This window comes from Uliginosibacterium sp. TH139 (assembly GCF_002855595.1).
GTDB classification, from domain to species: Bacteria; Pseudomonadota; Gammaproteobacteria; order Burkholderiales; family Rhodocyclaceae; genus Uliginosibacterium; species Uliginosibacterium aquaticum.
The window spans coordinates 430484-455622 of the sequence record NZ_PKRR01000001.1; the positions used below are offsets into that span (position 1 = coordinate 430484).

22 protein-coding genes are annotated in these 25139 nt (G+C 63.3%); 13 read left to right on the forward strand and 9 right to left on the reverse strand.

All coding sequences use genetic code 11. From position 1 onward, the window contains the following. Nucleotides 1–41 precede the first annotated feature (41 nt). From C0V76_RS02035 to C0V76_RS02075, 9 genes are all read left to right on the forward strand, one after another. Nucleotides 42–1118 (forward strand): pilus assembly protein PilM, encoded by a 1077-nt coding sequence (locus C0V76_RS02035; RefSeq protein ID WP_170022233.1) that lies wholly within the window; start codon nucleotides 42–44, stop codon nucleotides 1116–1118. Then, complete coding sequence (locus C0V76_RS02040; protein ID WP_101940681.1) at nucleotides 1115–1708, forward strand: PilN domain-containing protein; 594 nt, start codon at nucleotides 1115–1117, stop codon at nucleotides 1706–1708. Before C0V76_RS02035 ends, C0V76_RS02040 begins: the two co-directional genes overlap by 4 nt. Further along, nucleotides 1705–2349 (forward strand): type 4a pilus biogenesis protein PilO, encoded by a 645-nt coding sequence (locus C0V76_RS02045; protein ID WP_101940682.1) that lies wholly within the window; start codon nucleotides 1705–1707, stop codon nucleotides 2347–2349. Before C0V76_RS02040 ends, C0V76_RS02045 begins: the two co-directional genes overlap by 4 nt. Nucleotides 2350–2357: 8 nt before the next feature. Beyond that, complete coding sequence (locus C0V76_RS02050) at nucleotides 2358–2888, forward strand: pilus assembly protein PilP (protein ID WP_254048175.1); 531 nt, start codon at nucleotides 2358–2360, stop codon at nucleotides 2886–2888. After that, entirely contained in the window at nucleotides 2885–5017 is a 2133-nt protein-coding gene (pilQ, locus tag C0V76_RS02055) for a type IV pilus secretin PilQ (protein ID WP_101940683.1), read from the forward strand. Before C0V76_RS02050 ends, pilQ begins: the two co-directional genes overlap by 4 nt. A gap of 90 nt (nucleotides 5018–5107) precedes the next feature. Continuing rightward, nucleotides 5108–5644, forward strand: coding sequence for a shikimate kinase (locus C0V76_RS02060; RefSeq protein WP_303564058.1), 537 nt, complete (start codon nucleotides 5108–5110; stop codon nucleotides 5642–5644). Beyond that, entirely contained in the window at nucleotides 5626–6708 is a 1083-nt protein-coding gene (gene aroB, locus C0V76_RS02065; RefSeq protein WP_101940684.1) for a 3-dehydroquinate synthase, read from the forward strand. The genes C0V76_RS02060 and aroB overlap by 19 nt, the downstream gene beginning before the upstream one ends. Nucleotides 6709–6710: 2 nt before the next feature. Beyond that, a complete protein-coding gene (locus C0V76_RS02070; protein WP_101940685.1) occupies nucleotides 6711–7838 on the forward strand; it encodes a deoxyguanosinetriphosphate triphosphohydrolase in 1128 nt (375 codons plus the stop codon). 7 nt (nucleotides 7839–7845) lie between these two features. Continuing rightward, nucleotides 7846–8541, forward strand: a complete 696-nt coding sequence (locus C0V76_RS02075; RefSeq protein ID WP_101940686.1) for a transposase — start codon at nucleotides 7846–7848, stop codon at nucleotides 8539–8541. Nucleotides 8542–8613: 72 nt separating this feature from the next. On the opposite strand, the gene C0V76_RS02080 is transcribed toward C0V76_RS02075, so the two are convergent. Then, nucleotides 8614–10068 (reverse strand): DegQ family serine endoprotease, encoded by a 1455-nt coding sequence (locus C0V76_RS02080; protein WP_101940687.1) that lies wholly within the window; start codon nucleotides 10066–10068, stop codon nucleotides 8614–8616. A gap of 235 nt (nucleotides 10069–10303) precedes the next feature. Between C0V76_RS02080 and C0V76_RS02085 the strand changes: the two genes are divergently transcribed. Then, a complete protein-coding gene (locus tag C0V76_RS02085; RefSeq protein ID WP_101941022.1) occupies nucleotides 10304–11221 on the forward strand; it encodes a hydrogen peroxide-inducible genes activator in 918 nt (305 codons plus the stop codon). Between the two features lie 62 nt (nucleotides 11222–11283). On the opposite strand, the gene yecR is transcribed toward C0V76_RS02085, so the two are convergent. The 8 genes from yecR to ydiK form a co-directional block, all read right to left on the reverse strand. Continuing rightward, on the reverse strand, nucleotides 11284–11613 hold the full coding sequence (yecR, locus tag C0V76_RS02090; RefSeq protein WP_101940688.1) for a YecR family lipoprotein: 330 nt from the start codon (nucleotides 11611–11613) through the stop codon (nucleotides 11284–11286). A gap of 67 nt (nucleotides 11614–11680) precedes the next feature. After that, the gene (purD, locus tag C0V76_RS02095; protein ID WP_101940689.1) at nucleotides 11681–12949 is read right to left on the reverse strand and encodes a phosphoribosylamine--glycine ligase; all 1269 of its coding nucleotides are present in this window, start codon (nucleotides 12947–12949) and stop codon (nucleotides 11681–11683) included. 160 nt (nucleotides 12950–13109) lie between these two features. Further along, entirely contained in the window at nucleotides 13110–14705 is a 1596-nt protein-coding gene (purH, locus tag C0V76_RS02100) for a bifunctional phosphoribosylaminoimidazolecarboxamide formyltransferase/IMP cyclohydrolase (protein WP_101940690.1), read from the reverse strand. Nucleotides 14706–14760: 55 nt separating this feature from the next. Then, nucleotides 14761–14997, reverse strand: a complete 237-nt coding sequence (locus tag C0V76_RS02105) for a helix-turn-helix domain-containing protein (RefSeq protein WP_101940691.1) — start codon at nucleotides 14995–14997, stop codon at nucleotides 14761–14763. Continuing rightward, on the reverse strand, nucleotides 14994–16007 hold the full coding sequence (gene dusB, locus C0V76_RS02110; protein WP_101940692.1) for a tRNA dihydrouridine synthase DusB: 1014 nt from the start codon (nucleotides 16005–16007) through the stop codon (nucleotides 14994–14996). The genes C0V76_RS02105 and dusB overlap by 4 nt, the downstream gene beginning before the upstream one ends. 150 nt (nucleotides 16008–16157) lie before the next feature. Next, nucleotides 16158–19958 (reverse strand): translocation/assembly module TamB domain-containing protein, encoded by a 3801-nt coding sequence (locus tag C0V76_RS02115; protein ID WP_101940693.1) that lies wholly within the window; start codon nucleotides 19956–19958, stop codon nucleotides 16158–16160. Beyond that, nucleotides 19958–21679 (reverse strand): autotransporter assembly complex family protein, encoded by a 1722-nt coding sequence (locus tag C0V76_RS02120; protein WP_101940694.1) that lies wholly within the window; start codon nucleotides 21677–21679, stop codon nucleotides 19958–19960. Before C0V76_RS02120 ends, C0V76_RS02115 begins: the two co-directional genes overlap by 1 nt. Before the next feature lie 12 nt (nucleotides 21680–21691). Beyond that, on the reverse strand, nucleotides 21692–22804 hold the full coding sequence (gene ydiK / locus C0V76_RS02125; protein WP_101940695.1) for an AI-2E family transporter YdiK: 1113 nt from the start codon (nucleotides 22802–22804) through the stop codon (nucleotides 21692–21694). Nucleotides 22805–23046: 242 nt separating this feature from the next. On the opposite strand from ydiK, the gene C0V76_RS02130 reads away from it, so the two are divergent. The 3 genes from C0V76_RS02130 to C0V76_RS02140 all read left to right on the forward strand — a co-directional run bounded on the left by C0V76_RS02130 (nucleotide 23047) and on the right by C0V76_RS02140 (nucleotide 25133). Further along, nucleotides 23047–24312 carry a putative acyl-CoA thioester hydrolase gene (locus C0V76_RS02130; RefSeq protein ID WP_101940696.1) on the forward strand — a complete coding sequence of 422 codons (1266 nt, stop codon included), beginning with the start codon at nucleotides 23047–23049 and terminating at the stop codon, nucleotides 24310–24312. Nucleotides 24313–24356: 44 nt separating this feature from the next. Continuing rightward, nucleotides 24357–24734, forward strand: a complete 378-nt coding sequence (locus tag C0V76_RS02135) for a hypothetical protein (protein ID WP_101940697.1) — start codon at nucleotides 24357–24359, stop codon at nucleotides 24732–24734. Between the two features lie 66 nt (nucleotides 24735–24800). Then, the gene (locus C0V76_RS02140) at nucleotides 24801–25133 is read left to right on the forward strand and encodes a copper-binding protein (protein WP_101940698.1); all 333 of its coding nucleotides are present in this window, start codon (nucleotides 24801–24803) and stop codon (nucleotides 25131–25133) included. Nucleotides 25134–25139 lie beyond the last annotated feature (6 nt).

A 25139-nucleotide genomic window follows, 5' to 3' on the forward strand; every position in this document is an offset into this window, starting at 1 on the left:
GTATCTGATTCTTAACGATATTTAGAGGACAGCCAGACGTTATGGATATCAAAACCTTGCTGGGAGGAAAATCGAAAGCCTTGATAGGGCTGGACATTTCCTCTTCCGCAGTCAAATTGGTGGAATTGGCCGAAGCGGGCTCGAACCAGTACAGGCTCGAGCGCTATGCGATTGAGCCGCTTCCGCGCGATGCCGTCACGGATGGCAATATTGCCAGCCTTGAAGCGGTGGCAGAGTCCATCCGGCGCGCCTGGAAACGCCTGGGCTCCTCTACTCGCCAGGTCGCGTTGGCCTTGCCGGCTGCGGCCGTGATCACCAAGAAGATTACTTTGCCCGCGGGCCTGCGTGAGTTGGAAATGGAGGTTCAGGTTGAGTCTGAGGCTAACCAGTACATTCCATTTGCGATCGAAGAAGTCAATCTTGATTACCAGGTGCTTGGTTCCGCCAATACAGGCGCGGATGAAGTCGAAGTGTTGATCGCAGCCTCTCGCAAGGAGAAGGTTGAGGATCGTGTGGCTGCTGCTGAGGCCGCAGGTCTCAAGGCTACGGTGATGGACGTCGAGTCTTTCGCTTCGCAAGCTGCTTTCGATCTGATCAAGCGTCGTCTGCCTGAGGCGGGTAGGGGTAAGGTTGTTGCCTTGGTGGATATCGGCGCGCAGATGATGAAGGTCACCATCCTGCGCGATGAGAATGTTCTGTATTCGCGTGAGCAGGCATTCGGCGGCAATCAGCTGACTCAGGATATTTCCCGCAGTTACGGCATGAGTACAGAGGAAGCTGAATCTGCCAAGCGTTCTAACAGCTTGCCGGAAAACTACGAGCACGATCTGTTGCGGCCGTTCAGTGAAAGCGTGGCGCTTGAGATCTCGCGTGCCTTGCAGTTTTTCTTCACTTCGACCCAGTTCAATCAGGTTGACCACATCATTCTTTCCGGAGGCTGTGCCGTGATTCCGGGTATTGACCAGATTGTGGCCGGGCGGACTCAGGTCACGACCGAAGTGGCCAATCCTTTTGTAGGGATGGCGCTTTCGCAGCGCGTACGCCCCAAAAATCTGGCTGCCGAGGCGCCCGCCTTGCTTGTCGCATGCGGTTTGGCTTTGCGGAGGTTTGACGCATGATTCGCATCAACCTGTTACCGCACCGTGAAGAGGCGCGCAAAGACCGTCGTCAGCAGTTTATTAGTCTCGCTGTGCTGATGGTTCTGGCGGGCGCCGCGGTATGGTTTGTCGGCAGCACCCTGATCGGCAGCCAGATCGACGCACAGAACTCCTCCAATGACTTCCTCAAGCGCGAGATTGCTTCTCTCGACAAGGAAATCGCTGAAATTGCGCGCCTAAAGGAGCAGACCCAATCGCTGCTGGCACGCAAGCAGGTAATCGAATCCCTGCAAGGAAACCGGACCGAGACGGTTACGGTATTCAACGAATTGGTCAAGCAGATGCCGGAAGGGGTATTCCTCAAGTCCGTCAAGCAGACCGGCAACGGGATCGTGTTTGTCGGCTTGTCGCAATCTAATGCCCGTGTCTCCCAGTTGATGCGCAACCTTGACGCTTCACCGATCTTTGAGCGGCCGATGCTGCAGGAGATCAAGGCTGTTAGTTACAAGGGGCGTCAGGTGGGCGAGTTCATCCTGGGGGTCAGCATCGAACGTGCGCCAATTGAGGGTGTGGATGCAGCAAAAGCGCCTGCTGCGGGGGGCAAGTCATGAAAGATATTCGCCTCGATCGCATCATCAGCGATTTCCGTCAGCTTGACCCGAACGACCCTGGTGTCTGGCCGCTGGCGCCCAAGGTTCTAGCTCTGGTACTGATTCTTGCTGCCGTGATTGCTGCTGGTTGGTGGTTTGACTGGAAGGGCAAGCTGGAGCAGCTGGAGCAGGCTCAGCAGGAAGAGGTCAAGCTCAAGGATGAGTGGCTCGGCAAGAAGCGTCAGGCGGTTAACCTTGATGAATACCGCAAGCAATTGGCCGAGATGGACCGTCAGTTTGGTGCGTTGCTCAAGCAGTTGCCGAACAAGTCTGAGATGGAAACCTTGTTGATCGACATTAACCAGGCTGGTCGCGGTCGAGGTTTGCAATTCGAATTGTGGAAGCCGGGCCAGGAGGCCATCAAAGACTTTTACGCCGAGCTGCCGATCGCTCTTGCGATTACCGGGTCATATCATGACCTTGGACAGTTCGTGAGTGATGTGGCCAAGCTGCCGCGGATCGTGACCTTGCGCGACCTTAACGTGGCGCCTGGTAAGGATGGGCAGCTGAAGATGGATGCTTTTGCCGTTACCTATCGTTATCTTGATGACGAGGAAGTGGCCAAACAGAAGCGTTCCAAGGCTGGCGAGAAGAAGAATTGAGGCCAGGGATGAAGAAAATCATGAAACCTGTCTGGCTGATTCTGTCTTTTGCTCTTTTGCTGAGTGCTTGCAGCAGCGATGAGCATCAGGATCTGCGTGCCTGGATGGCAAACGAGACTCAGGGCATGCAGGGCAAGATACAGCCTTTGCCCAAACTGACTCAGTTCCCAGTAGTGGAATACGAGGTGGTGGGCCAGGTTGACCCCTTTCAGGCGAGTCGTTTGGAGCCCGAGAAGCGGGGCGGGAAGGCCAGTCCGCGCAATGACACGCGCCGCCGCGAACCGCTGGAATCCTATCCTCTCGAGACGCTCAACATGGTCGGCATGATGTTGATGAATGGTAAGCCGGTTGCGCTGGTGAAGGCGGACAAGACCATTCATCAGGTTCGTGCGGGTAATTATCTGGGCCAGAACTTTGGAGTGGTGACCAAAATCACCGAAAACGACCTCACGTTGAAAGAGCTGATCGAGGACGCCAACGGCGACTGGATCGAGCGTTTCAGCACCATGCAGCTGCAAGAGCAGGAGACGAAGAAATGAAAACCGTAACGCGTCTGATTGCGCCGGTATTGTGTGTGCTCGTTGGCATCGTTGCGAGTGGCACTGCCAGCGCGCAGGGCTCGCCGGCCGCCGCTGCTGCCGAAGCCAAAAACAGTATTGAGTCTATTCAAGCAGTCCAGTCTGCCACGGGCATCACTCTCAAGGTGACCCTCAAGCAGCCACTGGAAGGTCAGCTTGGCAGTTTCAGTGTGTCGAATCCTGCACGCGTAGCAATCGATCTGCCCTCGACTTCGAATGGTACGGGCAAGACCGCCCAGACTATCGGTGAGGGAGATGTTCGCAGCGTGAATATCGTTCAGGTCGCCGATCGCACCCGTTTGGTTATCAACTTGCTGCGCCCTCTGGCTTACGACACGAAAATCGAGGGCCGCGAGTTGCTGATCAATCTGGCTGTGGCCACGGCCAAATCGCCGGAGGCAACGACAACCGCTCGTTTTGCTGAGCAAAAGGGTGGTCCCGACACGCATTCGATTCGAGACATTAATTTCCGCCGCGGCAAGGATGGCGAAGGTCGTGTTGTCATTGATCTGTCAGACGCCAATACCGGGATTGATATTCGTCAGTCCGGCACTAAGCTGATTGTTGATTTTCTCAAGACTTCGGCGCCAGATCGTTTGCGCAAGAGCCTTGACGTGACTGATTTCGGCACGCCGATCACCAATGTCACGACGATCCAGCAGGGCGGAGCGGTGCGCATGACCATCACCCCGACTGGTATGTGGGAGCACAACGCTTACCAGACTGATAACCAGTTCGTGCTGGAGGTGAAGCCCAGTCAGGAGGATCCGCGCAAACTGGTACAGGGCAGTTCCCGTGCCGTGAAATATGCGGGTGAGAAGCTCTCTCTGAATTTCCAGAATATCGATGTGCGTTCGGTGCTGCAGGTTATCTCTGACTTCACCAATTTCAACATCATTACCAGTGACTCAGTGACTGGTTCCCTGACCCTGCGTTTGAAGGACGTGCCTTGGGATCAGGCGCTGGAAATCATCCTTCAGGCCAAGGGTTTGGACCTGCGCAAGAACGGCAATGTGATCTGGATTGCGCCACGTGAAGAGCTTGCTGCGCGCGAGAAACTTGAGCTCGAATCCAAGATGCAGATTAACGATCTTGAGCCGCTGCGCACCGAGACCTTCCAGATCAATTACCACAGCGCTAAGGCCATTTTTGATGGAATCCTGAAGGACAAGGAAAAGACCATCCTGTCCAAGCGTGGCGCCGTGATCATGGATGAGCGCAGCAACAAGCTGATCGTGACAGATACGGCTCAGCGTCTGGATGATGTGCGTCGGATGCTGGGAGATATCGATCTTCCTGCGCGCCAGGTGCTGATCGAGGCACAGATCATTGAGGCAGAAGATGGTTTCAGCCGCAATTTGGGGGCACGATTCGGTGTCAATACAACCAGTAGCGCTGCTGGCCGCTATAACTTGGGTGGGAGCTCCGTCGCAACGGGATATCAAACTGGTCAAGTGGCGGACACTCCAGATTTCTTAACGGATTCACTTAGCTTCAACAACCCAGCATCTTCAATTGCTGGCAAGTCAGCCGGTCAGTTCGCCCTGACTCTTTGGAACAGCGCCGCTACCCGATTCCTGAATCTTGAAATTTCGGCACTGGAGGCTGATGGCCGTGGTCGTGTGGTGTCTCGTCCGCGAGTCATGACGGCCGATCAAATCGAAGCCTTGATCGAACAGGGTGTGGAAATTCCGTACCAAAACGCCACCAGTTCCGGTGCTACCTCGGTGCAATTCCGTAAGGCCAACCTGTCATTAAAGGTTAAGCCGCAGATCACGCCTGATGGGCGCGTGGCGATGTCGCTGGATATCAACAAGGACACCCCGAACACCTCTATCGCTACGGGTGCTGGCGTGGCGATCGATACCAAGCACGTCAAGACCGAGGTTCTGGTTGAGAACGGCGGCACTGTGGTAATCGGCGGTATCTTCCAGCAGACCACCAGCGGTGTAGTGACCAAGGTGCCGCTGTTGGGCGATATCCCTGTGCTGGGTTATCTGTTCCGCAATGACGAAAAGAGCGACAAGAAGGTCGAGTTGATGGTTTTCATCACGCCGAAGGTTCTGACCGATCAAGTCGTTTCGCGCTGAGTCTTTAGGCTTCGCACAAACCCGCCGCACCTGATGGTCCGGCGGGTTTTTTCTTGCCGGTAGCAATCGCGGCGCTGTTAAAATCGGTGCGTGAATACCACTCAAGCCAACATTTATCTGGTCGGACTGATGGGCTCGGGCAAGACCACCATCGGGCGCCAGTTGGCGCGTCGCATGGGGCGTGCCTTCTATGATTCCGACCATGAAATCGTCCACCGCACTGGCGTAAGGATCCCGATCATTTTCGAACTCGAGGGTGAGGCGGGTTTTCGTCGCCGTGAGACGCAGGTGATTGCCGAGTTGGCGCAAGAAGGTGGCGTGGTGGTGGCCACTGGCGGTGGTGCTGTGCTTGACCCGGTCAACCGCAGTTGCATGAAGGAGTCTGGCTGGGTGATCTATCTGGATGTGCCGACCCATATCCTGCTTGAGCGTACCCGCCACGACACCAATCGTCCGCTGCTGCAGGTTGCGGATCCGGCGGCCAAACTGAATGCCTTGCGTACTGAACGTGATCCGCTGTACCGGGAAATCGCCGGCTTGGTGATTGATGGCTCGCGCCTGAACTCACAGACTGCGGTGAGCAAGATCCTTGCTGAATGGGAAAAACGATGCGAACTGTCAACGTAGCGCTGGCTGAGCGTAGCTATCCGATCCGGATCGGACGTGGCCTGCTGGCCTCGGCTGATCTGCTTGTGCCTTATCTGAAGACTTCGCGTGCGGCCATTGTGACCAACGAAGTGGTTGCGCCTCTGCATCTGGCCACTCTGCGCAACAGCCTGAAGGCCGCCGGCGTAAGCCTGACCGAAATCGTGCTGCCGGATGGCGAGGCGCACAAGGACTGGCCGACCCTGAACTTGATCTTTGATGGTCTGTTGGGCGCGCGCTGTGAGCGCTCGACCACCCTGATCGCCCTCGGCGGCGGCGTGATTGGTGACATGACCGGCTTTGCGGCTGCAACCTACCAGCGTGGGGTGCCTTTCATCCAGATTCCGACCACCCTGTTGTCCTTGGTCGACTCTTCGGTGGGGGGCAAGACGGCCATCAACCATCCGCTAGGCAAGAACATGATCGGCGCCTTCTACCAGCCGAAACTGGTACTGGCAGATATCGACACCCTGCAGACTCTGCCTGAACAGGAGCTCAAAGCTGGCCTGGCCGAGGTCGTTAAGTACGGTTTCATTCGCGACCTGCCTTTCCTGGAGTGGCTGGAAGCCAATCTGGATGCCTTGCTGGCACGGGATCCGGCTGCGCTGGCCTACGCCGTCGAGCGCAGTTGCATCAACAAGGCCGAGGTTGTGGCGGCAGACGAGACCGAGCAAGGCGAGCGCGCCCTGCTGAATCTGGGCCATACCTTCGGCCACGCCATCGAAGCCGGTCTGGGCTTTGGCGTGTGGCTGCACGGTGAAGCCGTGGCGGCGGGCACCGTGATGGCGGCAGAGCTTTCTGCACGCCTGGGGATGTTGAATTCAGCTGATGTGGCGCGCGTGCGGCGCATTCTGGAACGCGCCGGTCTGCCCTCCGTGGGGCCAAAGCTCGGCGCCGAGCGCTACATCGAGCTGATGCGTCATGACAAGAAAGTTGAAGCGGGGCGTTTGCGTCTGATCCTGTTGCAGCAGGTCGGGAAAGGCGTCATTCACGACTCCGCCTCACTCGAGGATATCGCCGCAGCCATCGACAGCTGCTGCGCTTGACGATGCAGATCCCACTTGCGCCCTATGCCGTCGGCGAGGCCAACAGCCGCGGACGCCAGGTGTGCGAGGCGGCACCGAGCGCGCGCAGTGAATTCCAGCGCGATCGTGATCGCATCATCCATTGCTCCGCATTTCGACGCTTGGAGTACAAGACTCAGGTTTTCGTGAATCACGAAGGCGACCTCTTCCGGACCCGCCTGACCCACAGCATCGAAGTGGCGCAGATTGGCCGTTCGCTGGCACGATCGCTGGCGCTCAACGAAGATCTGGTCGAAGCCATCGCGCTCTCACACGATCTGGGCCACACGCCTTTCGGCCATGCGGGGCAGGACGCACTCAACGATTGCATGAAGCCCCATGGCGGTTTCGAGCACAACCTGCAGTCCCTACGCATCGTTGATCAGCTTGAGGAGCGCTATGCGGAGTTCGACGGCCTCAACCTGATGTATGAGACCCGCGAAGGCATCCTCAAGCACTGCTCTCTGCCCAACGCTCACAAGCTTGGTGAGCTGGGGCAGCGCTTTATAGAGAAGCAGCAGCCTTCGCTGGAAGCGCAACTGTGCAATTTGGCCGACTCCATTGCCTATAACAACCACGACGTGGATGACGGTTTGCGCGCTGGTCTGCTGACGCTTGAGCAACTGGAGCATGTCGAGGCCTTTGCACGGCATAGTGCAGCAGTGAGGGCGCGTTATCCCGCACTGGCCGGCCGACGCCTGATCCACGAAACAGTGCGGCGCATGATCAATGCGCAAGCCGTCGACCTGATCGAACAGACTCGCGCCAATATTGATGCTAATGGCATCTCCACGCTCGACGATGTACGGAGTGCCTCCGCGCTGGTGGCTTTCTCGCCAGCGATGGGCCGTGAGTTGCAACAATTGCAGCAGTTTCTGCGTGATAACCTTTACTGGCACTATCAGGTGCTGCGCGAGATGAGCAAGGCGAGGCGGATCATTGCCGATTTGTTCGAGCTTTTCATGGCGGACACCCGTTTGTTGCCGCCGCAGTATCAGGCCATGGCTCGGGACGACAAGGCGCGCTCAATTGCTGACTATATCGCGGGCATGACTGATCGCTACGCAATGAAAGAACACCGCCGTCTCTTCTCGCTGGCCGACGGCAAATAGAACACCCATGAGCCGCCTGCCGCGCCTCTACATTCCAGGCATGCCACAGCTGGTGCTGCAGCGTGGCAATAATCGAGCCCCTGTCTTTCTCGACGAGACGGACTTCCAGCAGTATCGCCTGCACCTGCGCGAGGCTGCCCGCGAGGCTGGTGTCGCGTTGCATGCCTATGTACTGATGCCCGATCATGCTCACCTGCTGATCACCCCGCCCGACGAGGGCGCTGCGGGCAACATGATGCAGCGTCTTGGCCGGCGCTATGTACGCTGGTTTAATGATCGCCATCTGCGCAGCGGTACCTTGTGGGAGGGGCGTTACCGTTCCACCGTGATTGAACCCATGCACTGGTTGCTGGCGGCCAGCCGTTATATCGAACTGAATCCGCTGCGGGCGGGACATGCGGCCAGCGCCGAGCATTACCCTTGGTCCAGCTGCCGCCATCACCTCGGTCTTGAGCCGGATCCACTCATTACCGACCATGCGCGCTACTGGGCCTTAGGCAATACGCCCTTTGAACGCCAGGCGGCCTATCGTGCTTTGCTGGAGGCCGGTACGCCGCTGGATGAGCTGGATGCTATCCGCTATACCGCCAACCGGGGCTGGATGCTGGGTGAGTTGCCGCTGGCGGGTGGGGAGCTGAGCCCCAACCGGCGCCTGAGCCCCTTGCCCAAGGGGCGTCCGCGCAAGAAGCCGTTGGAGGGGTGAAAAAAACGGCCGCTTTGCGGCGGCCGTTGCAACACAGAGCCCGTCCTGCACTCTGCCGGGGAGGAGACAAAATCAGTTCAGGCGAACCACTACATATTGCTGGTTTTCGCCGCGCTGGATCAGCAGTGGTACGTTCTTGCCTGCTGCTTCAACAGCCTTGCGCAGTTGTTCAGCGCTGGTGACCTTCTGGTTGCTCACGCCGAGGATCAGATCGCCCTGACGGATACCGGCCTTGGCCGCCGCACCCGAAACTTCCTCGACCAGCAGCCCGGCCGTCACACCACTGCGGCGTGCTTCCTGAGCATTGAGCTGGCGTACCACCAGACCCAGCTTGCCGCCCGGTGTGGCCGCATCATCGTTGTTCACCGCAACGCGCTCGCTGGCCTGTTCGCCGAGCTTCACGCTGAGGTCGCGACTGGTCTTGTCGCGCCATACCTTGAGCTTCACCGAGTCACCCGGATTGCGCTCACCAATGATGCGCGGCAGATCCGTGGAGTCTTCCACCTTTGCACCATCCACCTGCTGAATGATGTCACCCGCCTGCAGGCCGGCCTTGTCCGCCGGGCCACCGGGCTCGACCGAGTTCACCAGCGCACCGCTAGGCTTGTCGAGACCGAAAGACTGGGCCAGATCCTTGTCCATTCCCTGAATCACCACCCCGAGGCGGCCGCGCGAAACCTTACCGTGCTTCTGCAACTGCTCCTTCACCTTCAAGGCGGTATCGATCGGAATTGAGAACGAGATTCCCATGTAGCCGCCGGAGCGCGAGTAGATCTGCGAATTGATGCCGATCACTTCGCCATCCAGATTGATCAGCGGGCCGCCGGAATTGCCGGGGTTGATGGCCACGTCGGTCTGGATGAAATTGACATAGCTGTCGCCATCCAGGCGGCGTGCCTTGGCCGAGATGATGCCGGCCGTCACCGTGTTCTCCAGGCCGAAGGGCGAACCCATGGCGATCACCCACTGGCCGGGCTTGCTGGCATCGGGATTGCCGGTCTTCACCGTAGGCAGGTTTTTGCCATCGATCTTGATCAGGGCCACGTCGGTACGCTTGTCCGCACCGATCACCTTGGCCTTGAATTCGCGCTTGTCGGTGAGCTTGACCGTGACTTCACTGGCACCGTCCACCACATGGGCGTTGGTCAGAATGTAACCATCTGCGCTCAGAATAAAGCCCGAACCGACGCCTTGCTGCACGCGTGGTTGCGCTTGCTGACCCTGGCCCTGACCAGGAATGCCGAAGCGGCGGAAGAATTCGAAGAAGGGATCGTTCTCATCGATCGGAAAGCCGCCGCGGCTGGGCTTTTCGATGCTGGTAACACTGATGTTGACCACAGCCGGGCCAATGGCTTCGACCAGCCCGCTGAAGTCGGGCAGGCCGGCGCGGGCTGCGCTCACGGCGGCCGGGCTGACGGCCGGCGTGCTGGCGTGGGACGAGGGCATGCCGGACTCTTGCAGGCAGCCGGTAAACGCAACGGTGGCGACGCTGGCCACGAGACTTGCGCGGAAGAAGGAACGACGCATCGGGTCCTCCGGGAATGAGGGTTTGTGGGATGACGAGCGCTTTGTTGTAGCGCGAAGTGTCGGACTGTGCGGGTCGGGAGAGGTTCCACCGATTACATCCGCTTACAAAAAGTGGGGTGGCCTGCAGAAACTTCAAGTCCGGTCGACATCGATCAAGCAAGCTATCTAGCGGAGTGCATATAATTGGAAAATCCTATTCATGCGCTTTAGCCGGATTCCGGAGCCGGGCATTCCCATGACCCTCACAGATCTGCGTTACATCGTCGCGCTCGCGCAGGAACGCCATTTCGGGCGTGCTGCCGAGAAATGCCATGTCTCCCAACCGACCCTGTCGGTGGCCGTCAAGAAACTTGAGGAACAGCTCGGTGTGCTGCTCTTCGAGCGCAGCGCGGTGGACGTGAAAGTTACCGAGATTGGCCGCCACATCGTCGAGCAGGCCGAGCGCGTGTTGCGCGAGGCGAGCCAGATCCGCGATCTGGCCGAGGCCGGGCGCGATGCCTTGTCCGGCCCCTTGCGCATAGGCGTGATCTACACCATCGCGCCTTACCTGCTGCCTTCGCTGATTCCGCTGCTGGCTGAGCGCGCGCCGCGCATGCCGCTGATGATCCAGGAGAACTACACCCATCGTCTCGCTGATCAGCTCAAGAAGGGGGAAATCGACGTGGCCATCCTGGCCTTGCCTTTTGCCGAGCAAGGCATCGTGACCCAGGCCGTGTATGACGAACCCTTCCGCGTGGTGATGCCCGCAGCGCATCCCTGGGTGAAGGAAGAAGCCCTGACGACTGCCAAGCTGCAGGAAGAGCCGCTGTTATTGCTGGGGGCCGGCAACTGTTTTCGCGATCAGGTGCTGGAAGCCTGCCCGCGCTGTGCTCATGGCACGGGTCTGCAAAAGACCATGGAAGGCAGTTCGCTGGAGACCATCCGCCACATGGTGGCGACTGGACTGGGGGTGACGGTGCTGCCGAGCTCGGCAGCTGACCCGCTGGTGGATAGCCAGAAGCTGGTGGCTATCCGGCCCTTTGCCGCGCCGGAGCCGACGCGGAGGGTGGCGATTGCCTGGCGGGTGACTTACCCGCGCACCAAGGTCATCGACCTCTTGCGCGCGGCAATCCTCGACAGTGGCTTGCCCGGCGCCATGCCGGTACGCGGCTGAACGGCTGGCCGGCGTGAGCCAGGGCTGACCCGGGCGGGTCAGCCGTTCTCACGCACAAGCGCTCAGCGCAGGCAGCGGAACTTCTGGCTCATCACGAAGCGCCCGCAGCCCATTCCGCGCAGCGACACGCAGCGCTCTTCGGGCTGGCTCATGGGTTGTTCTGCCCCGCCAGTGAAGCCCCATTCGCGACATGCGGCGCTGGCTTCATTAAGACTGCCAGTGCTGGCGCCCTTGCCATTGTCGATGCGGGTCTGATCCCAGGAGATTTCGACGAAACCGGCATCCTTGCTGCCGCCGCTACGCAGAAAGTCGCTCTGATCCAGCGTGGCACAGGCGGCCAGCAGGAGCAGGCCGAAAACCGTTGCGCCCAATACCTTCACCTTCTTGTGCATCTTCCAACCCCCGTCGTGAATATGCGGCGCAGTGCGCGGTGGGCGCACTGCAGGTCTGATCCTGGCTTCAGCGCTTGATGGCGCGGTGCCCGATGTCGCGGCGGTACTGCATGCCGTCGAACTGGATCTGGCTGGTCAGCTCGTAAGCGCGGGTCTGCGCTTCCTTCACTGAGTCGCCAAGTGCGGTCACACACAGCACGCGACCGCCACTGGAGACTACCTTGCCGTCTCGCAGGGTGGTGCCAGCATGGAACACATGGGCATCCTCCACCTTGGCATCCAGCCCTGAGATCACGTCACCCTTCTTCGGATCATCCGGGTAGCCACCGGCGGCAAGCACCACGCCCAGCGCCACACGGCGGTCCCAGTCGGCTTCGGCGGTATCGAGCTTGCCGGCAATACCGGCCTCGATCAGTTCGACTAGGTCGGTTTTCAGACGCATCATGATCGGCTGGGTTTCGGGGTCGCCGAAACGGCAATTGAACTCCACCACGCGCGGCGCGCCGGCTTCGTCGATCATCAGGCCGGCATACAGAAAGCCGCTGTAGGGCAGGCCGTCGGCGGTCATGCCGGCCAGCGTCGGGTTGATGATTTCGCGCATCACGCGGGCGTGGATCTGCGGCGTCACCACCGGCGCTGGCGAGTAGGCGCCCATGCCGCCGGTATTGGGGCCTTCGTCGCCGTCTTTCAGGCGCTTGTGATCCTGGCTGGTGGCCATGGCCAGCGCGTGCTTGCCGTCGGCCATCACGATGAAGCTGGCTTCCTCGCCGGCCATGAATTCCTCGATCACCACGCGCGCACCGGCGTCGCCCATCTTGTTGCCGAGCAACATCATGTCGATGGCTTCATGCGCTTCCTGCAGCGACATGGCGACGACCACGCCCTTGCCGGCGGCGAGGCCATCGGCCTTGATGACGATCGGTGCACCTTCGCGATCCACGTAGGCGTGGGCTAGTGCGGCGTCGGAGAAGGTCTGGTACTTGGCGGTGGGGATGCCGTGACGGATCAGGAACTGCTTAGCGAAATCCTTGGAGGATTCGAGCTGGGCGCAGGCCTTGGTCGGCCCGAAGATCGGCAGACCCTCGGCGCGGAAGGCGTCCACCACACCGGCGGCCAGCGGTGCTTCGGGGCCCACCACGGTGAGGCCGATGCCTTCCTGGCGAACCAGGGCGATCCATTCCGGGATGCTGTTAGCGGCAACGTTCTCCAGACCGGGCTCGGTAGCGGTGCCGGCGTTGCCCGGCGCTACATAGACCTTCTGGATGCGCTGCGACTGGGCCAGCTTCCAGGCCAGGGCGTGCTCACGACCGCCGGAACCGATAACGAGAATTTTCATGGTGACTTTGATTTATGAAATAGAAGGACTTGAGCCCTGACGCGGCGGGAAGCTGGAACAAAATGGAGCAACGCGGTTCTGGCTAGACGCGCTGCCGCAGACAGTACATTCAGTACGGCAAGGCAGCGCAACAACGCCAGAACCATTTTGTTACGGCTTCTTAGTGGCGGAAGTGACGGAAGCCGGTGAACACCATGGCGACGTTCTGCTCGTCGGCCGCAGCAATCACTTCCGCATCACGCATCGAACCACCCGGCTGGATCACGGCGGTGGCGCCGGCCTGGGCCAGCACGTCCAGACCATCACGGAACGGGAAGAAGGCGTCGGATGCCACCACGCAGCCCGGGATCACCAGACCGGCGTTCTCGGCCTTGATTTTGGCGATGCGGGCCGAATCCACGCGGCTCATCTGGCCGGCGCCGACGCCGACGGTCATGCCGTCCTTGCAATACACGATGGCGTTGGACTTCACGTACTTGGCCACGCGCCAGGCGAAGAGCAGGTCGCTGACTTCCTTCGGTGTTGGGGCACGCTGGGTGACGACCTTCAGGTCGGCTTCGGTCAGCACTGCGTCGTCGTAGGTTTGTACCAGCAGACCGCCGGCGACGCGCTTGTAGTCGGTCTGGCTGATCTTGCCGAGCGGGCAGGTCAACACGCGCACGTTCTTCTTCACGGCCAGCAGTTCGAGCGCTTCGGCGGTGTAGGACGGGGCGATACAGACTTCCATGAACTGACCGGAGATGGCTTCGGCCGTGGCTTTGTCGACTTCGGCGTTGAAGGCGATGATGCCGCCGAAGGCCGAGGTCGGGTCGGTCGAGAAGGCCTTGCGATAGGCTTCTTCGGCGCTGGCGCCGAGCGCCACGCCACAGGGGTTGGCGTGCTTGACGATCACGCAGGCAACAGCCGAGGTATCGAAGGCCTTGACGCATTCCCAGGCCGCATCAGAGTCGGCGATGTTGTTGTAGGAGAGTTCCTTGCCCTGCAGCTGGGTGTAGCTGCCGATGCCGCCGGCGGGCGAGGCCAGATCGCGGTAGAAGGCGGCGGTCTGGTGCGGGTTTTCGCCGTAGCGCAGGTCCTGCACCTTGTCGAAAGCCAGTTGCAGGCGGGTCGGGTACTCGGCGCGCACCGGGGCGGCGGCTTCGTTGAGCTGATCGGCATCGACGGCGGTCAGCCAGTTGGCGATCATCGAGTCGTAACGCGCGGTGTGGGTGAAGGCCTTGCGCGCCAGCTCGAAGCGGGTCTTGTGCGAAAGGGTGCAGGCGTTGGACTTCAGCTCGGCAAGAATCGCAGCGTAGTCGCTCGGCTCGGTCACGATGCCGCAACCACCGCAGGCGTTGCCGTGGTTCTTAGCTGCGGCGCGGACCATGGTCGGGCCACCGATGTCGATGTTTTCAATGGCGTCGGCCAGGGTGCAGCCTTCCTTGGCCACCGTGGCCTGGAAAGGGTAGAGGTTCACCACCACCAGATCGATGCGCGGGATGTTGTGCGCGTCGATGGTGTCGAGGTGCTCCTTCAGATCGCGGCGGGCGAGGATGCCGCCATGCACCTTCGGATGCAGGGTCTTGACGCGGCCGTCGAGCATTTCGGGGAAGCCGGTGTAGTCACCCACGTCGGTCACGTCCAGCCCTGCATCGCGCAGGCTCTTGGCGGTGCCGCCGGTGGACAGGAGTTCGACGCCGAGGGCGGCGAGTTCGCGCGCGAACTCGACTACGCCGGTCTTGTCGGAGACGCTGAGGAGGGCTTGGGTGACTTTCATGGTGTGGGCCTGTAGAGCGTAAGAGTGGAGATTCGGACGTGGATGCGTAGCAGATTCAGAGCAGACCGTGATCGGTCAGCTTGCGGCGCAGGGTGTTGCGGGTAATGCCAAGAAGTTCGGCCGCCTGGGTCTGGTTGTTGCTGACCCGCCCCATGATCGATTCGAGCAGCGGGCGTTCCACCTGGCGGATGACCATGTCGTAAATGTCGACGGGTTTCTCACCGTCCAGATCGGCAAAGTAGCGATCGAGTGCCTGTGTCACACACAGAGCGATATCGTTTTTCTTGTTCATGCGGCCAATGCCTCAGGCTGATTGTTGTCGTCTTGCAGGCTGGGTGCCTGCTGGATGAAAAATTCGTCGATGGCGTCGAACTGCTCCTGCGGCGTTTCGAGCTGGTTCAGGTGCTGGCGGAAGACCTGCGCGCCGGCGATGCCCTTGGTATACCAGCCGATGTGCTTGCGGCCCACGCGTACGCCGCCGAGTTCGCCGTAGAAGGCATGCAGCTCAGCCAGATGGCTGCGGCAGATGGCGTGGATCTCGGCCAGCGCAGGGGCGGCGAGGGTTTCGCCGGTGGCGAGGTAGTGGGCGATCTCGCGGAAGATCCACGGTCGACCTTGCGCGGCGCGGCCGATCATTACGCCGTCGGCACCGGTGTGATCGAGCACGAGTTTCGCCTTCTGCGGCGAATCGATGTCGCCGTTGGCGATCACCGGGATGCCGGCGCGTGATTTCACCGCGGCGATGGTGTCGTACTCGGCTTCGCCCATGTAGAGATCGGCGCGGGTGCGGCCATGGATGGCGATCAGGCGGATGCCGGACTCCTCGGCGATGCGCGCGATGGTCGGCGCGTTGCGATGCTCGCGGTCCCAGCCAGTGCGGAATTTGAGCGTGACCGGCAACTCCGGCACGGCCGCCACCACGGCTTCGAGGATGCGCGCGACGAGCGCCTCGTCGCGCATCAGGGCCGAGCCGGCGGCCACATTGCAGACCTTCTTGGCCGGGCAGCCCATGTTGATGTCGATGATCTGCGCGCCGTGATCGCGGTTGTGGCGGGCGGCGGCAGCCATCATAGCCGGGTCCGAGCCTGCGATCTGTACCGAGATCGGCCCGGTTTCGCCGGCGTGGTCGGTGCGCCGGCGGGTCTTGTTACTGGCGTAGAGGAGTGCGTTGGAGGTGACCATCTCAGACACGGCCAGGCCCGCACCGAGCTGCCTGCACAGCTGGCGGAAGGGGCGATCCGTCACGCCAGCCATGGGCGCGAGGAAGAGGTTGTTTTGTAACTGGAATCCAGCGAATTGCATGGCGACGGGCAGGCGCGGCGCTGCGCAGAAATGGAGCAGGGAAGGGGCGCGATTCTACCCGAAGCGCGGTGAGGATTGCTTACTTTTTGCGCAGCAAATGTGGCGTATCAACAAGTGGTGTTGCACGCAGGCAGGCAGAGGGCGCCGCGTCTACTTGCTGCGCCCGAAGCGCAGGGCGTAGTGTAGGTCCAGTGAGTTGTCGCTGCCGGTGCGGCCGACCAGGGTCAGGGCGCGTGACAGGCGGTAGCTGAGCTTCACGACGCTGCCGGCGTCGAGCATGGATTCTTCGTAGGCGATGGAGAAGCGGTTGAAGAGGGTCTTGCCGACGCTGAGGATCTGGTCATTTGTCTCCGTGCTGTTGGTGCTGAAGCCGCCGGTACTGGCGATGCGGCTGCCACGCCCGTTGCTGCTGCCGCTGAGCGAACCCGAGCGCATCTCGAACTGGTCGATGCCGAGGGTGCGCACGAGCTGAGTGTCGCCGAGCAGGCCTGCGGCGGCCGAAACCAGCAGGCTGGCGTCGGTGCCGGTGTAGCCCTGGTCGGGGCCGCGCCCGAAGAGCATCCAGCTGAGTTTTTCCTGGTCCGGCAGATCTGGTTCGGAGACCAGTCGCAGTCTCGGCTTCTGCAGGCTGCCGGTGACTTCGACGCCGGCGTCCACCGTGGGGCTGCTGCGCAGGGCGAGGATGTTGAGGCCCGGGTTGCCGACTGGACCGACGAAATTGAGCAGGCCGCGGCGGATGTTCAGGCGTGCGCCGTAGGCTTCGAAGAGGCCACCACTGGCGTCCACCGAGCCATTCACGCGCAGTGGGTCGGTCTCGTTGCTCCTGAGGCGCAGCTCGCCGGCCAGCCGTGTGTTGAGGCCGGCGCCTTTGAAGTAGAAGGCAGGCCCCAGATCGGCGCTGAGGTCAATACGGACTCCGTAGCTGGAGGGCTTGCGCACTTCCTTGCCGCGGATGCGTACGTCGTCCGAAAGCTGAGGTCGGCTGGCCGGCGGCATTTCGAAACGCGCGGCATCGGCCTTGAGCTGGCCGCTGAGGGTCAAGCGCTCTTCCTCGACGCGGGCTTCGGCCTGGCCCGAGAGCAGCAGCCAGCTGCCCGGCTTCTGCATCACACCGACGCGTTCGGCGCTCAGGGCCAGGTCACCGCGACCGTTGGCGAGGTTCAGCGTGCCGCTGGCCTCAAGGCTGCCGGGCTGTGCGGTGAGGCGCTCCAGCGGCAGGCGGGGATCGCGTGGCAGGGCGCGATGGGGGGCTTCGAAGTGGAGCTGGCTTACCTTGAGCTGCTCGCCGGCGAGTTCAAGGTCGAGCGCGCCCTTGTCCAGCCACAGACCGGTGTCCGGCCATTGCAGGCCAAGTGCCGTGCCCTGCAGGCGGGCCTGCCATTGCGGGTCCTGCAGGCTGCCGGCGAGGCTGGCCTGGCCGTGCAGGCTGCCGCTGGCGCGCAGCGTGCGGCCGAACAGGGCTGAGAGCACGCTGAGGTCTGGCAGGCTCAGCTCGGCCTGGCCTTGCAGCGGACGCTGCGCCAGCGCTGCGGCGTCCGGCCCGCTGGGCACGCTCAGGCTGGCCTTGAGCTGGCCGGCCAGCTGGCTGTGAGCGCTCAGTTGCAGGCTGCTGCGCGGGCTGTCGATGCGGGCGCTTGCTTCCAGCGTGTCGAGCCCCAGCTTACGGCCGTCGGCCAGCTGCAGATCGCCACTGCTGCGCGCGAGGCTCAGGCGGCCGGGCTGCACCGGCGGGTAGTGGAGATCCCAGTCGCCGCCGATGCGCAAGTCGCCCGGCAGTTTCAGGAGCGGGCCCAGGGCCAGGTTCTGCAGGCTGCCGCGGCTGTGCAGCTGGCCGGCCAGCCAGTCCAGCGCGGCGAGATCGAGGCTCGCTTCACCGAGCCGGAAGCTGCTGCGGCCCAGTTGCAGACCTTGGGCGGAGACGCGCAGGGCCTCGTTGCTGACGAGTTGCAGCGGCAGCGGCGCGCCGTCCAGGCTGAGCTGGCTCAGCTGGCCTTGCCAGACCTGTGCCGGGCGGTCGGCTGAGCCTTCCGCCGCGATCTGCACGGCCATCGGCCCTTGGCGCGCGCCGAGGCTGGCGCGATGCTGCTGCAGGCTGCCGTCAATGCGGGCACTGAGCGCTTCGATGGCGCTCTGGCCGGGCAACTGCAGGCGGCTCAGATCCAGCTTCAGGCGCAGCGGGGCGGTTGGCTGTGGCGAGAAATTCAGCACGGCCGTGAGCTGTTCCAGCTGGACGTAGCCCGGCACGCCGAGCTGCGGGCTGCTGGCCTGCAGCTCCAGCGCCGGGGCGGCCAGCGTGCCATGCAGGCGCGCCTGGGCCGTGAGGCTGCCGGTGAGCCCGAGCTGCTCCAGGCTCGGTGCGTTCAGGGCAAATTCGAGCAGGTCGCCGCGCTGGCCGAGGCGGCCATGCAGATCGAGGCGGTTGTCGCCGGCCAGGAGCTGCAGGCGGCGGATTTCCAGTTGCTCGCCCGCCAAGATGAGCTGGCCTTCGCCACTCAGGGCGTGGTTTGCCACGCTGGAATCCTGCAGGCTGAAGCTGGCTTCGGCGCGTAGCGCGGGGCCGAGGCGGCCGTGCGCGCTGAGCTGGGCGTTCAGGTGGGTGACTGGCAGGGCGGCGAAGCGGGCCAGATTGAGTTGCTCCATGTGCCCCTGCAGGCTGAATTCACCTGAGGCCTGGTCGAGCTGGCCGCTGGCGTGCAGGCGGGCCGGGCCGCTGGAGAGCGCCAGCGTTTCGAGGCGGATGGCGCGGGCATCGCGGCGCGCGCGGGCGTTGAGCTGCAGACGCGCGTCGGCAAGTTGCAGATCGAGGGCTTGCTCGCCGGCCGCAAGGCGGCTGCTGAAGTGTCCGCCGAGGCTCGCCGGCAAGGCCTTCGAGTGCAGTGCGGCGGGGTTCAGGGCGCTGATGCGGCCGGCCAGGTCGAGCAGGCCCGCCTGCCATTCACCGGTGCCCGCGAGCTGGCCGGCGCGGCCCAGATCGAGCAGCCAGTGGCTGAGGCTCAGGCGTTCGTTCTGCCAGCGGCCGGCGAGGCTCAGGCGCTGCAGTGGCAGCAGGCCGCGTTCGGGCAGGCCCGGGCGCTGGTTGCGGGCGTCGAGGCGGAAATCCTGTGCATCGCTGTGGGCTTCAATGTCGATGCGGGCTTCGGGGGCGGCTGCGAACCAGCTGTGTGGATCAAGGCCCTGCAGTTGCAGTTCGGCGGCCCGCAGAGGCTGGGGCTTGAAGGGCTCGAGCTGGAGCTGGCCGGCGCCGGCAACGCTGCCGCTGGCCTTGAGCTGCAATTGCAGGGCGCTCAGTTCGCCGGTGGCGCTGGCGTGCAGCACGAAGGCCTGTTCGCCCTGCTGTTCAAGTTGCAGGCGCGCCGTGAGGGTGTGCGGGGCGGGCGCGGCGAGGCGGGCTTCGCCGCTGAGTTTGAGGCGCTGGCTGCGCAGATTGGCGAGTTGCAGGTGATAGCCGGCCTTGTCGGCTGCGAGTTGGGCTTCAAGGCCCTGCAGGGCGGCGGGTAGGCCGGCGACTTCGAGCGTGCCGAGGGCCAGGCGCTGGATCGTCACGACTACGGGCGAGGCAGGGATCTGCGGTGCCTGCAGCGGGCTGTCGTCGCCGGTGCCCGGAGTGAAGTGCAGGCGGGCGGCCTGCAGCAGTTCGATCTCGACCTGGCCGCGCAGCAGGGCTGCAGGTTGCCAGGCGAGGTTCAGGGCGTCGATTTCGAGGCGGCTGCCGCCGGCACCCCGCCAGCGCAGGCTGGCCAGCTGCAGCGGGCCCAGCACGCGGCCGTGCAGGCCTTGCAGCTGCAGGCCGGGGACGAGGCCTTGCGCCGCGCGGGCGAGGGTCTGCAGGCCGTTGTCGCTGGCCACCAGCCAGGCCACGGTGCCGGCCAGCACGCAGGCGCTGGCGACGCTGGTCCACAGCACATGGCGCAGCGCGGCAGCGAAGAGGCGGGGCTGTGGGCGTCTGGACATCAGAACGGAATCGCCAGCGAGAAGTGGGCGCGCCATTCGTGCTCGCGTTCGCCCCAGGCCAGGTCCAGCGCCAGCGGGCCGACCGGGCTGCGCCAGCGCGGGCCGAAACCGATGCCGCGGGCGAGGCGGAAGTCGCCGAGGGCATCACGCGCGTCACCAAGGTCGATGAAGCTCGCCGCGCCCCAGCTGGGGCCGAACCAGTGGGTGTATTCGACGCTGGCTACGGCGAGGTAGCGCGCACCGTACACGGTGCTGCCTTCCTGGATGCCGAGGCTCTGGTAGCGGTAGCCGCGCACCGATTGCGAGCCGCCAGTGCGGAACAGCCAGTCGCTCGGGATGCCCTCGGTTTCGTGGGTGAGGGTGGCGCCGAGCTCGGTGCGCAGGGCCAGGGTGTCGACACTGCCGACGGGCAGGTAGTAGTGACCGCGACCGTGGAGACGGAAGAAGCCTTCATCGGGCCGGGTGGGGCGTATGCCGCCACCGAGCTGGCCCATCAGGGCCACGCCGCGACGCGGGGCGGTGGCGGAATCGAGATGGCGCCAGGACCACATGCGGTTGAGCGTGATGGCTCGGTTGTCCTGGGTGTCGCGGTCCGGGCTGGACTGGGTCTCGGCCTGCCAGTTGAGGGTGTCACGCATTTCCAGCGCGCCGCGCGAGTGGGTGCGGATCAGGCCGAAGGCGGTGGACTCGGTGTAGAGGTTCTCGATGTCCGAGCGCTCCATGCCACCGCCGACGCCGTAGTTGGCGCCGAAGCGGGTACGCGGCATGAACACGTCCACGAAGGCGGCCTGGCGGCGCTGCTCGATGTCCGCGCCGGTGTGCATTTCCCAGCCGCGCCCGAACAGGTCGGCGGTATCGAAGGCCAGGCCGACGCGGGCGCCGGTGTTGGAGCTGTAGCCGACGCTGCTGCTCAGCGCATGCGCTTCGCGCTCGGTGAGGCGCACCAGCACGTCGCGTACCTGGGGCTCGGGGCTGTCGGCCGCGGGGGGCTGCAGCTCCAGCTGCACGGTCGAGAAATAGGGTGTGCGCTGCAGGGATTGCTGCAGCTCCAGCATCGCGTCGGTGCTGAAGGGATCACCCTGTTTCACGCCAATGGCATAGCGTGCGGCAAGATTCTCGGAATAGCGTTGCAGGCCGCTGTAGTGGATGGCGCCGAAGAGCACGCGCGCCTGACTGCGCAACACGAGGCTCAGCTGTACGCTGGCGCTGGCCGGGTCCACCTCGGCATCACTGCTGGCGAGGCGGGCGTCGGGGAAGGCCTCGCTGCCGAGGCGGGCCAGCAGAGCCGTTTTGGCGCGATCCCAGTCGTTCTGCGTGAAGGCGGCGCCGACCGGCAGCAGCCAGCTCGCGCGGATCTGCTCGAGCTCTTCCGGGCTGAGGTTGCCTTCTACGCGGATGTCCACTGCACTGACGCGGCTGCGCGGTCCACTGTCCACCTTCAGCAGCAAATCTGAGCCCTGGTCTTCGCCGCTCAGCTGCGGGCTGAAGTAGCCGGCCGTGGCCAGCAGGTCGCGCGCCTGGCGCAGCAGGCTGTGCTGCTGCGCCTCACGCCATTCGCCGCCGCGCGCGATCTCGTCTGCGTCATATTCGAGATGGGTTTGCAGCAGCGGCAGCAGCTCAGCATCGGCTTCGATCTGTAGCGCCGCGCCGGCCGCGCCGGCCCAGCACAGGGCGAGCAGGCCGGCGAGCAGGCGGCATGTCGGGTGCGGCGGGAAGATCATGCGCGGCCGGGTTCAGTCCGTGACCGGCGGAGCGGGGGGCTCGGGCAGCAGCGGGGCGTCCGACGTCGGCGCAGTGTCTTCGGTCAGCCAGGAGCCGGCCAGGGTGTAACTGATTGCCAGCAGCAATGGACCAAGGAAGATGCCGAGCAGCCCGAAGCTCATCAAGCCGCCAATGACGCCGGCGAGAATCAGCAGCAAGGGCAGATCCGCACCGCGTCGGATCAGCCAGGGGCGCAGCACATTGTCGAGATTGACCACGATCAGCATCCACACCAGCAGGAAAGTGCCCATGCCGCTCTGATCACTGCTGTAGAGCCAGATCACGGCCGGCGCCAGCACCGGCAGCACGCCCAGCTGGGCAATGCACAGGATCAGCATCAGGGCGGTGAGCACCGGAGCCAGCGGGATGCCCGCGATCAGCAGACCGATGCCCCCGAGCAGGGCCTGCACCACGGCGGTGACGCCAACGCCCAGCGCCACTCCGCGGATGGCACCGGCCCCCAGCTCCAGCATGCTTTCGCCGCGGCTGCCGCCGAGCTTGTGGGCGAAGCGGCGCAGGGCGCTGGCCGTGGCTTCGCCGTTCATGTAGAGAATGGCGGCCAGCACGATGGCGAGCAGGATCTGCAGCAGGATCAGGCCCAGGCCGCCGATCTTGGCGGCGAACCATTTGCTGAGGCTGCCCAGGTGCGGCACCAGCTTGGAGGTGAGGCCCTTCACGCCCAGCGCAGCGATCTGTGCCCACAGCTCGGCGAGGCGTTCGCCCACCAGAGGAATGCTGCCGAGCCAGCCTGGGGCGCTGGGAATGTGCTCGCCATCGAAGTTGCTGAGCAGGGCAATCAGACGGTCTGAATTATCGAGCAGGGTGGTGATGGCAGCCATGAAGGGCAGGAACAGCACCAGCAGCAGTCCGCCGATCATGGTCAGTACGGCCAGGCTGCGGCGCCCCCACAGGCATTGTTCGAGGCGCAGCATCAGTGGCCAGGATGCCACGACGATCATCGTCGCCCATGTCAGGGCCAGCAGAAAGGGCGACAGCACCCACAGCGAAGCGAGCAGCAGGCCGCTCGTGAGGGTAACGCTCAGGAGCATCTGGGCGAGATCACGGCGGGGCGGAAAGGCAGGCATGGGGGCGCTCCGGCTGGATGGCAATGGACGAGTGTTCCATGATAAGCGAATCGGCTGTAGGCGCTGCTGCCCGCATGGTGCACAGCCGCAGCGGCCGGGCGTTGGCGCTGCTACATCAATTTGCAGACGCGGATCAAAAGTGTTGGTTCGAAGCCTTGAGCAATACCACTGCCGATGCTAGGGTTGCGACCGGTATCATGCCTTCACTTCCGGCGTGGCCTGACGCTGGAGTATTTCCCCTCATGAATCACCTTGCCTCTCCCGAACTCGCGCACCGGGATGCCTTGCCCGGAATTGCCGGGCGATTGAGCCCGCCCAACACGGCGCAGCGTCCTCAGCTCAGTGCGGCGGAAGCGGCGGCGTTCGTGCCGACGGCGTATTTCGCCGAGGGCGGCCTGCACGCCGCGCCGGACGGCCCCTGGCGGCCCGCCGCCATTGCCGATTCGCGTGCCGATTTCGTCGTCGGCCCCGGCGGCAGTCATGCCAGTGTGCAGGCCGCAGTGAATGCGGCGATCCGCAGTGGCCGCATCGAGCGTCAGTACATCCACATCCTGCCCGGCGTGTATTGCGGAGCGGTCTACATCCCGGCCTTTGCACCGCCACTGAGCCTCGTCGGCTGCGGCTGCCATGGCTCCGACGTGCGCATCGAGCTATGCCTCGATTCGCGTATGACGGTGGCGGAGTACATTCAGCGCGTGAATCCGGCCGCTGAATTCCAGCCCGGAGATCCGGCCTGGCATATGTATCAGGCCTGCGCCGGGCGTCCGGACGGCAAGAGCATCGACACGCCTAGCGCGGCCGTGTTCTGGAGCCAGGCCAGCGATCTGCAGCTGAAGAATTTCAGCATCGTGAACAGCCAGCTCGACACGGTGGATGGCAGCACTCACCAGGCCGTGGCCCTGCGCAGCGATGGCGATCGCTGCCAGCTCGAAGGCCTGCGCCTGATCAGCCGGCAGGACACCTTCTTCTGCAATGCCGGCGAGGCCCCGCGTGCCGCCAATGCGATGGGCGCTTACGCCCGTGATCGCGATGCCCGCCTGCTGGCGACCGAGTGCTACATCGAAGGCGATACCGACTATGTGTTCGGCAGTGCCAGCGCCGTGTTCCAGCGCTGTGAGTTTCATTCCGTTTCGAGCCGGCGCCGTGCACCGACTATCGTGTTTGCGCCGGACACACATCCGGGCAAGCGCTTCGGCTTCCTCGCGCTGGACTGCCGCTTCACCGCAGACGCCTGGCTACAACAGGATGGCCGCAGCTTCCTTGGCCGCAGCTGGGATCAGGGCGCCGGCAATACCGGCTACCTGCCGGGCAAGACGGCCAACGGCCAGCTCGTGATCCGCGACAGTTTCATAGACGTCGCCTGTTGCGCCGACAGCCCCTGGGACCACGCCGCCACCACGCGCCGGCCGCACCGCGGCAATGCCGATCCGGCGCGCGATCTGGATGACCCGGGCTTCAACCGCCTGTGGGAGTACAACAATTACGGGCCGGGGGCGGCCGCGCGCTGAACAGGGCTGGCGCCTGGCGCGCAATTTCGTACTAAACTCCGGCCATGCGTGCCCTGTTCCGCTTCCTCTGCATCTGCCTGCTGGCTCTGAGCGTTCCCGTTCAGGGCCTGGCGGCCGTACAGATGAGCCTGCTCTTGCCGGTGGCTGGGCAGGATCAGCCGGTGGCCGAAAACCTGCACGCCAGCTGCCATGGCGCCAGTACCGCGGCGGATGGCGGCAGCGCGCAGCAAGAGCGCGGCCAGCACCATGCCCCCCTCAAGCTCAAGGCCTGCGGCAGTTGCTGCGGAGCCATGCTTGACGCCAGTGCCGTGCTGTCCGCTCTGCCGACGCAGGCTGGCAGCAGCTACCTGCTGTTGCCGGCAGGCATTCCGCCGAGCCATATTCCGGACGGCCTCGAGCGTCCGCCCAGACGCCTTTCCTGAACTCCGCCTCAAGCGCTGGCAGCCTTCTGCCCGCCATTGTCGTTGTACTCAATTCAGGAAATTGCCATGAACATCCGTATCGCCTTCGCGAGCGTCCTGCTCGCCCTTGCCTCTCTTTCGCAACCCGCTCTGGCCCAGGGCATGAGCCATGACATGCATGCTGGTCATGCCATGGGTCAGGAACTGGTACCCGCCGAAGTACGCGCCCTCGATCTGAAAGCACGCAAGATCACCCTCAAGCATGGGGACCTGAAGAACCTCGGTATGCCCGGCATGACCATGGTTTTCACGCTCGACAAGAAGCTTGTCCTGCCTGCCGATCTGAAGGCCGGCGACAAGGTCGAGGTCCGGGTCGAAGACCTCGGCGGCGTCCTGACCGTCACCACCCTCAAGCGCTGAGGTCAC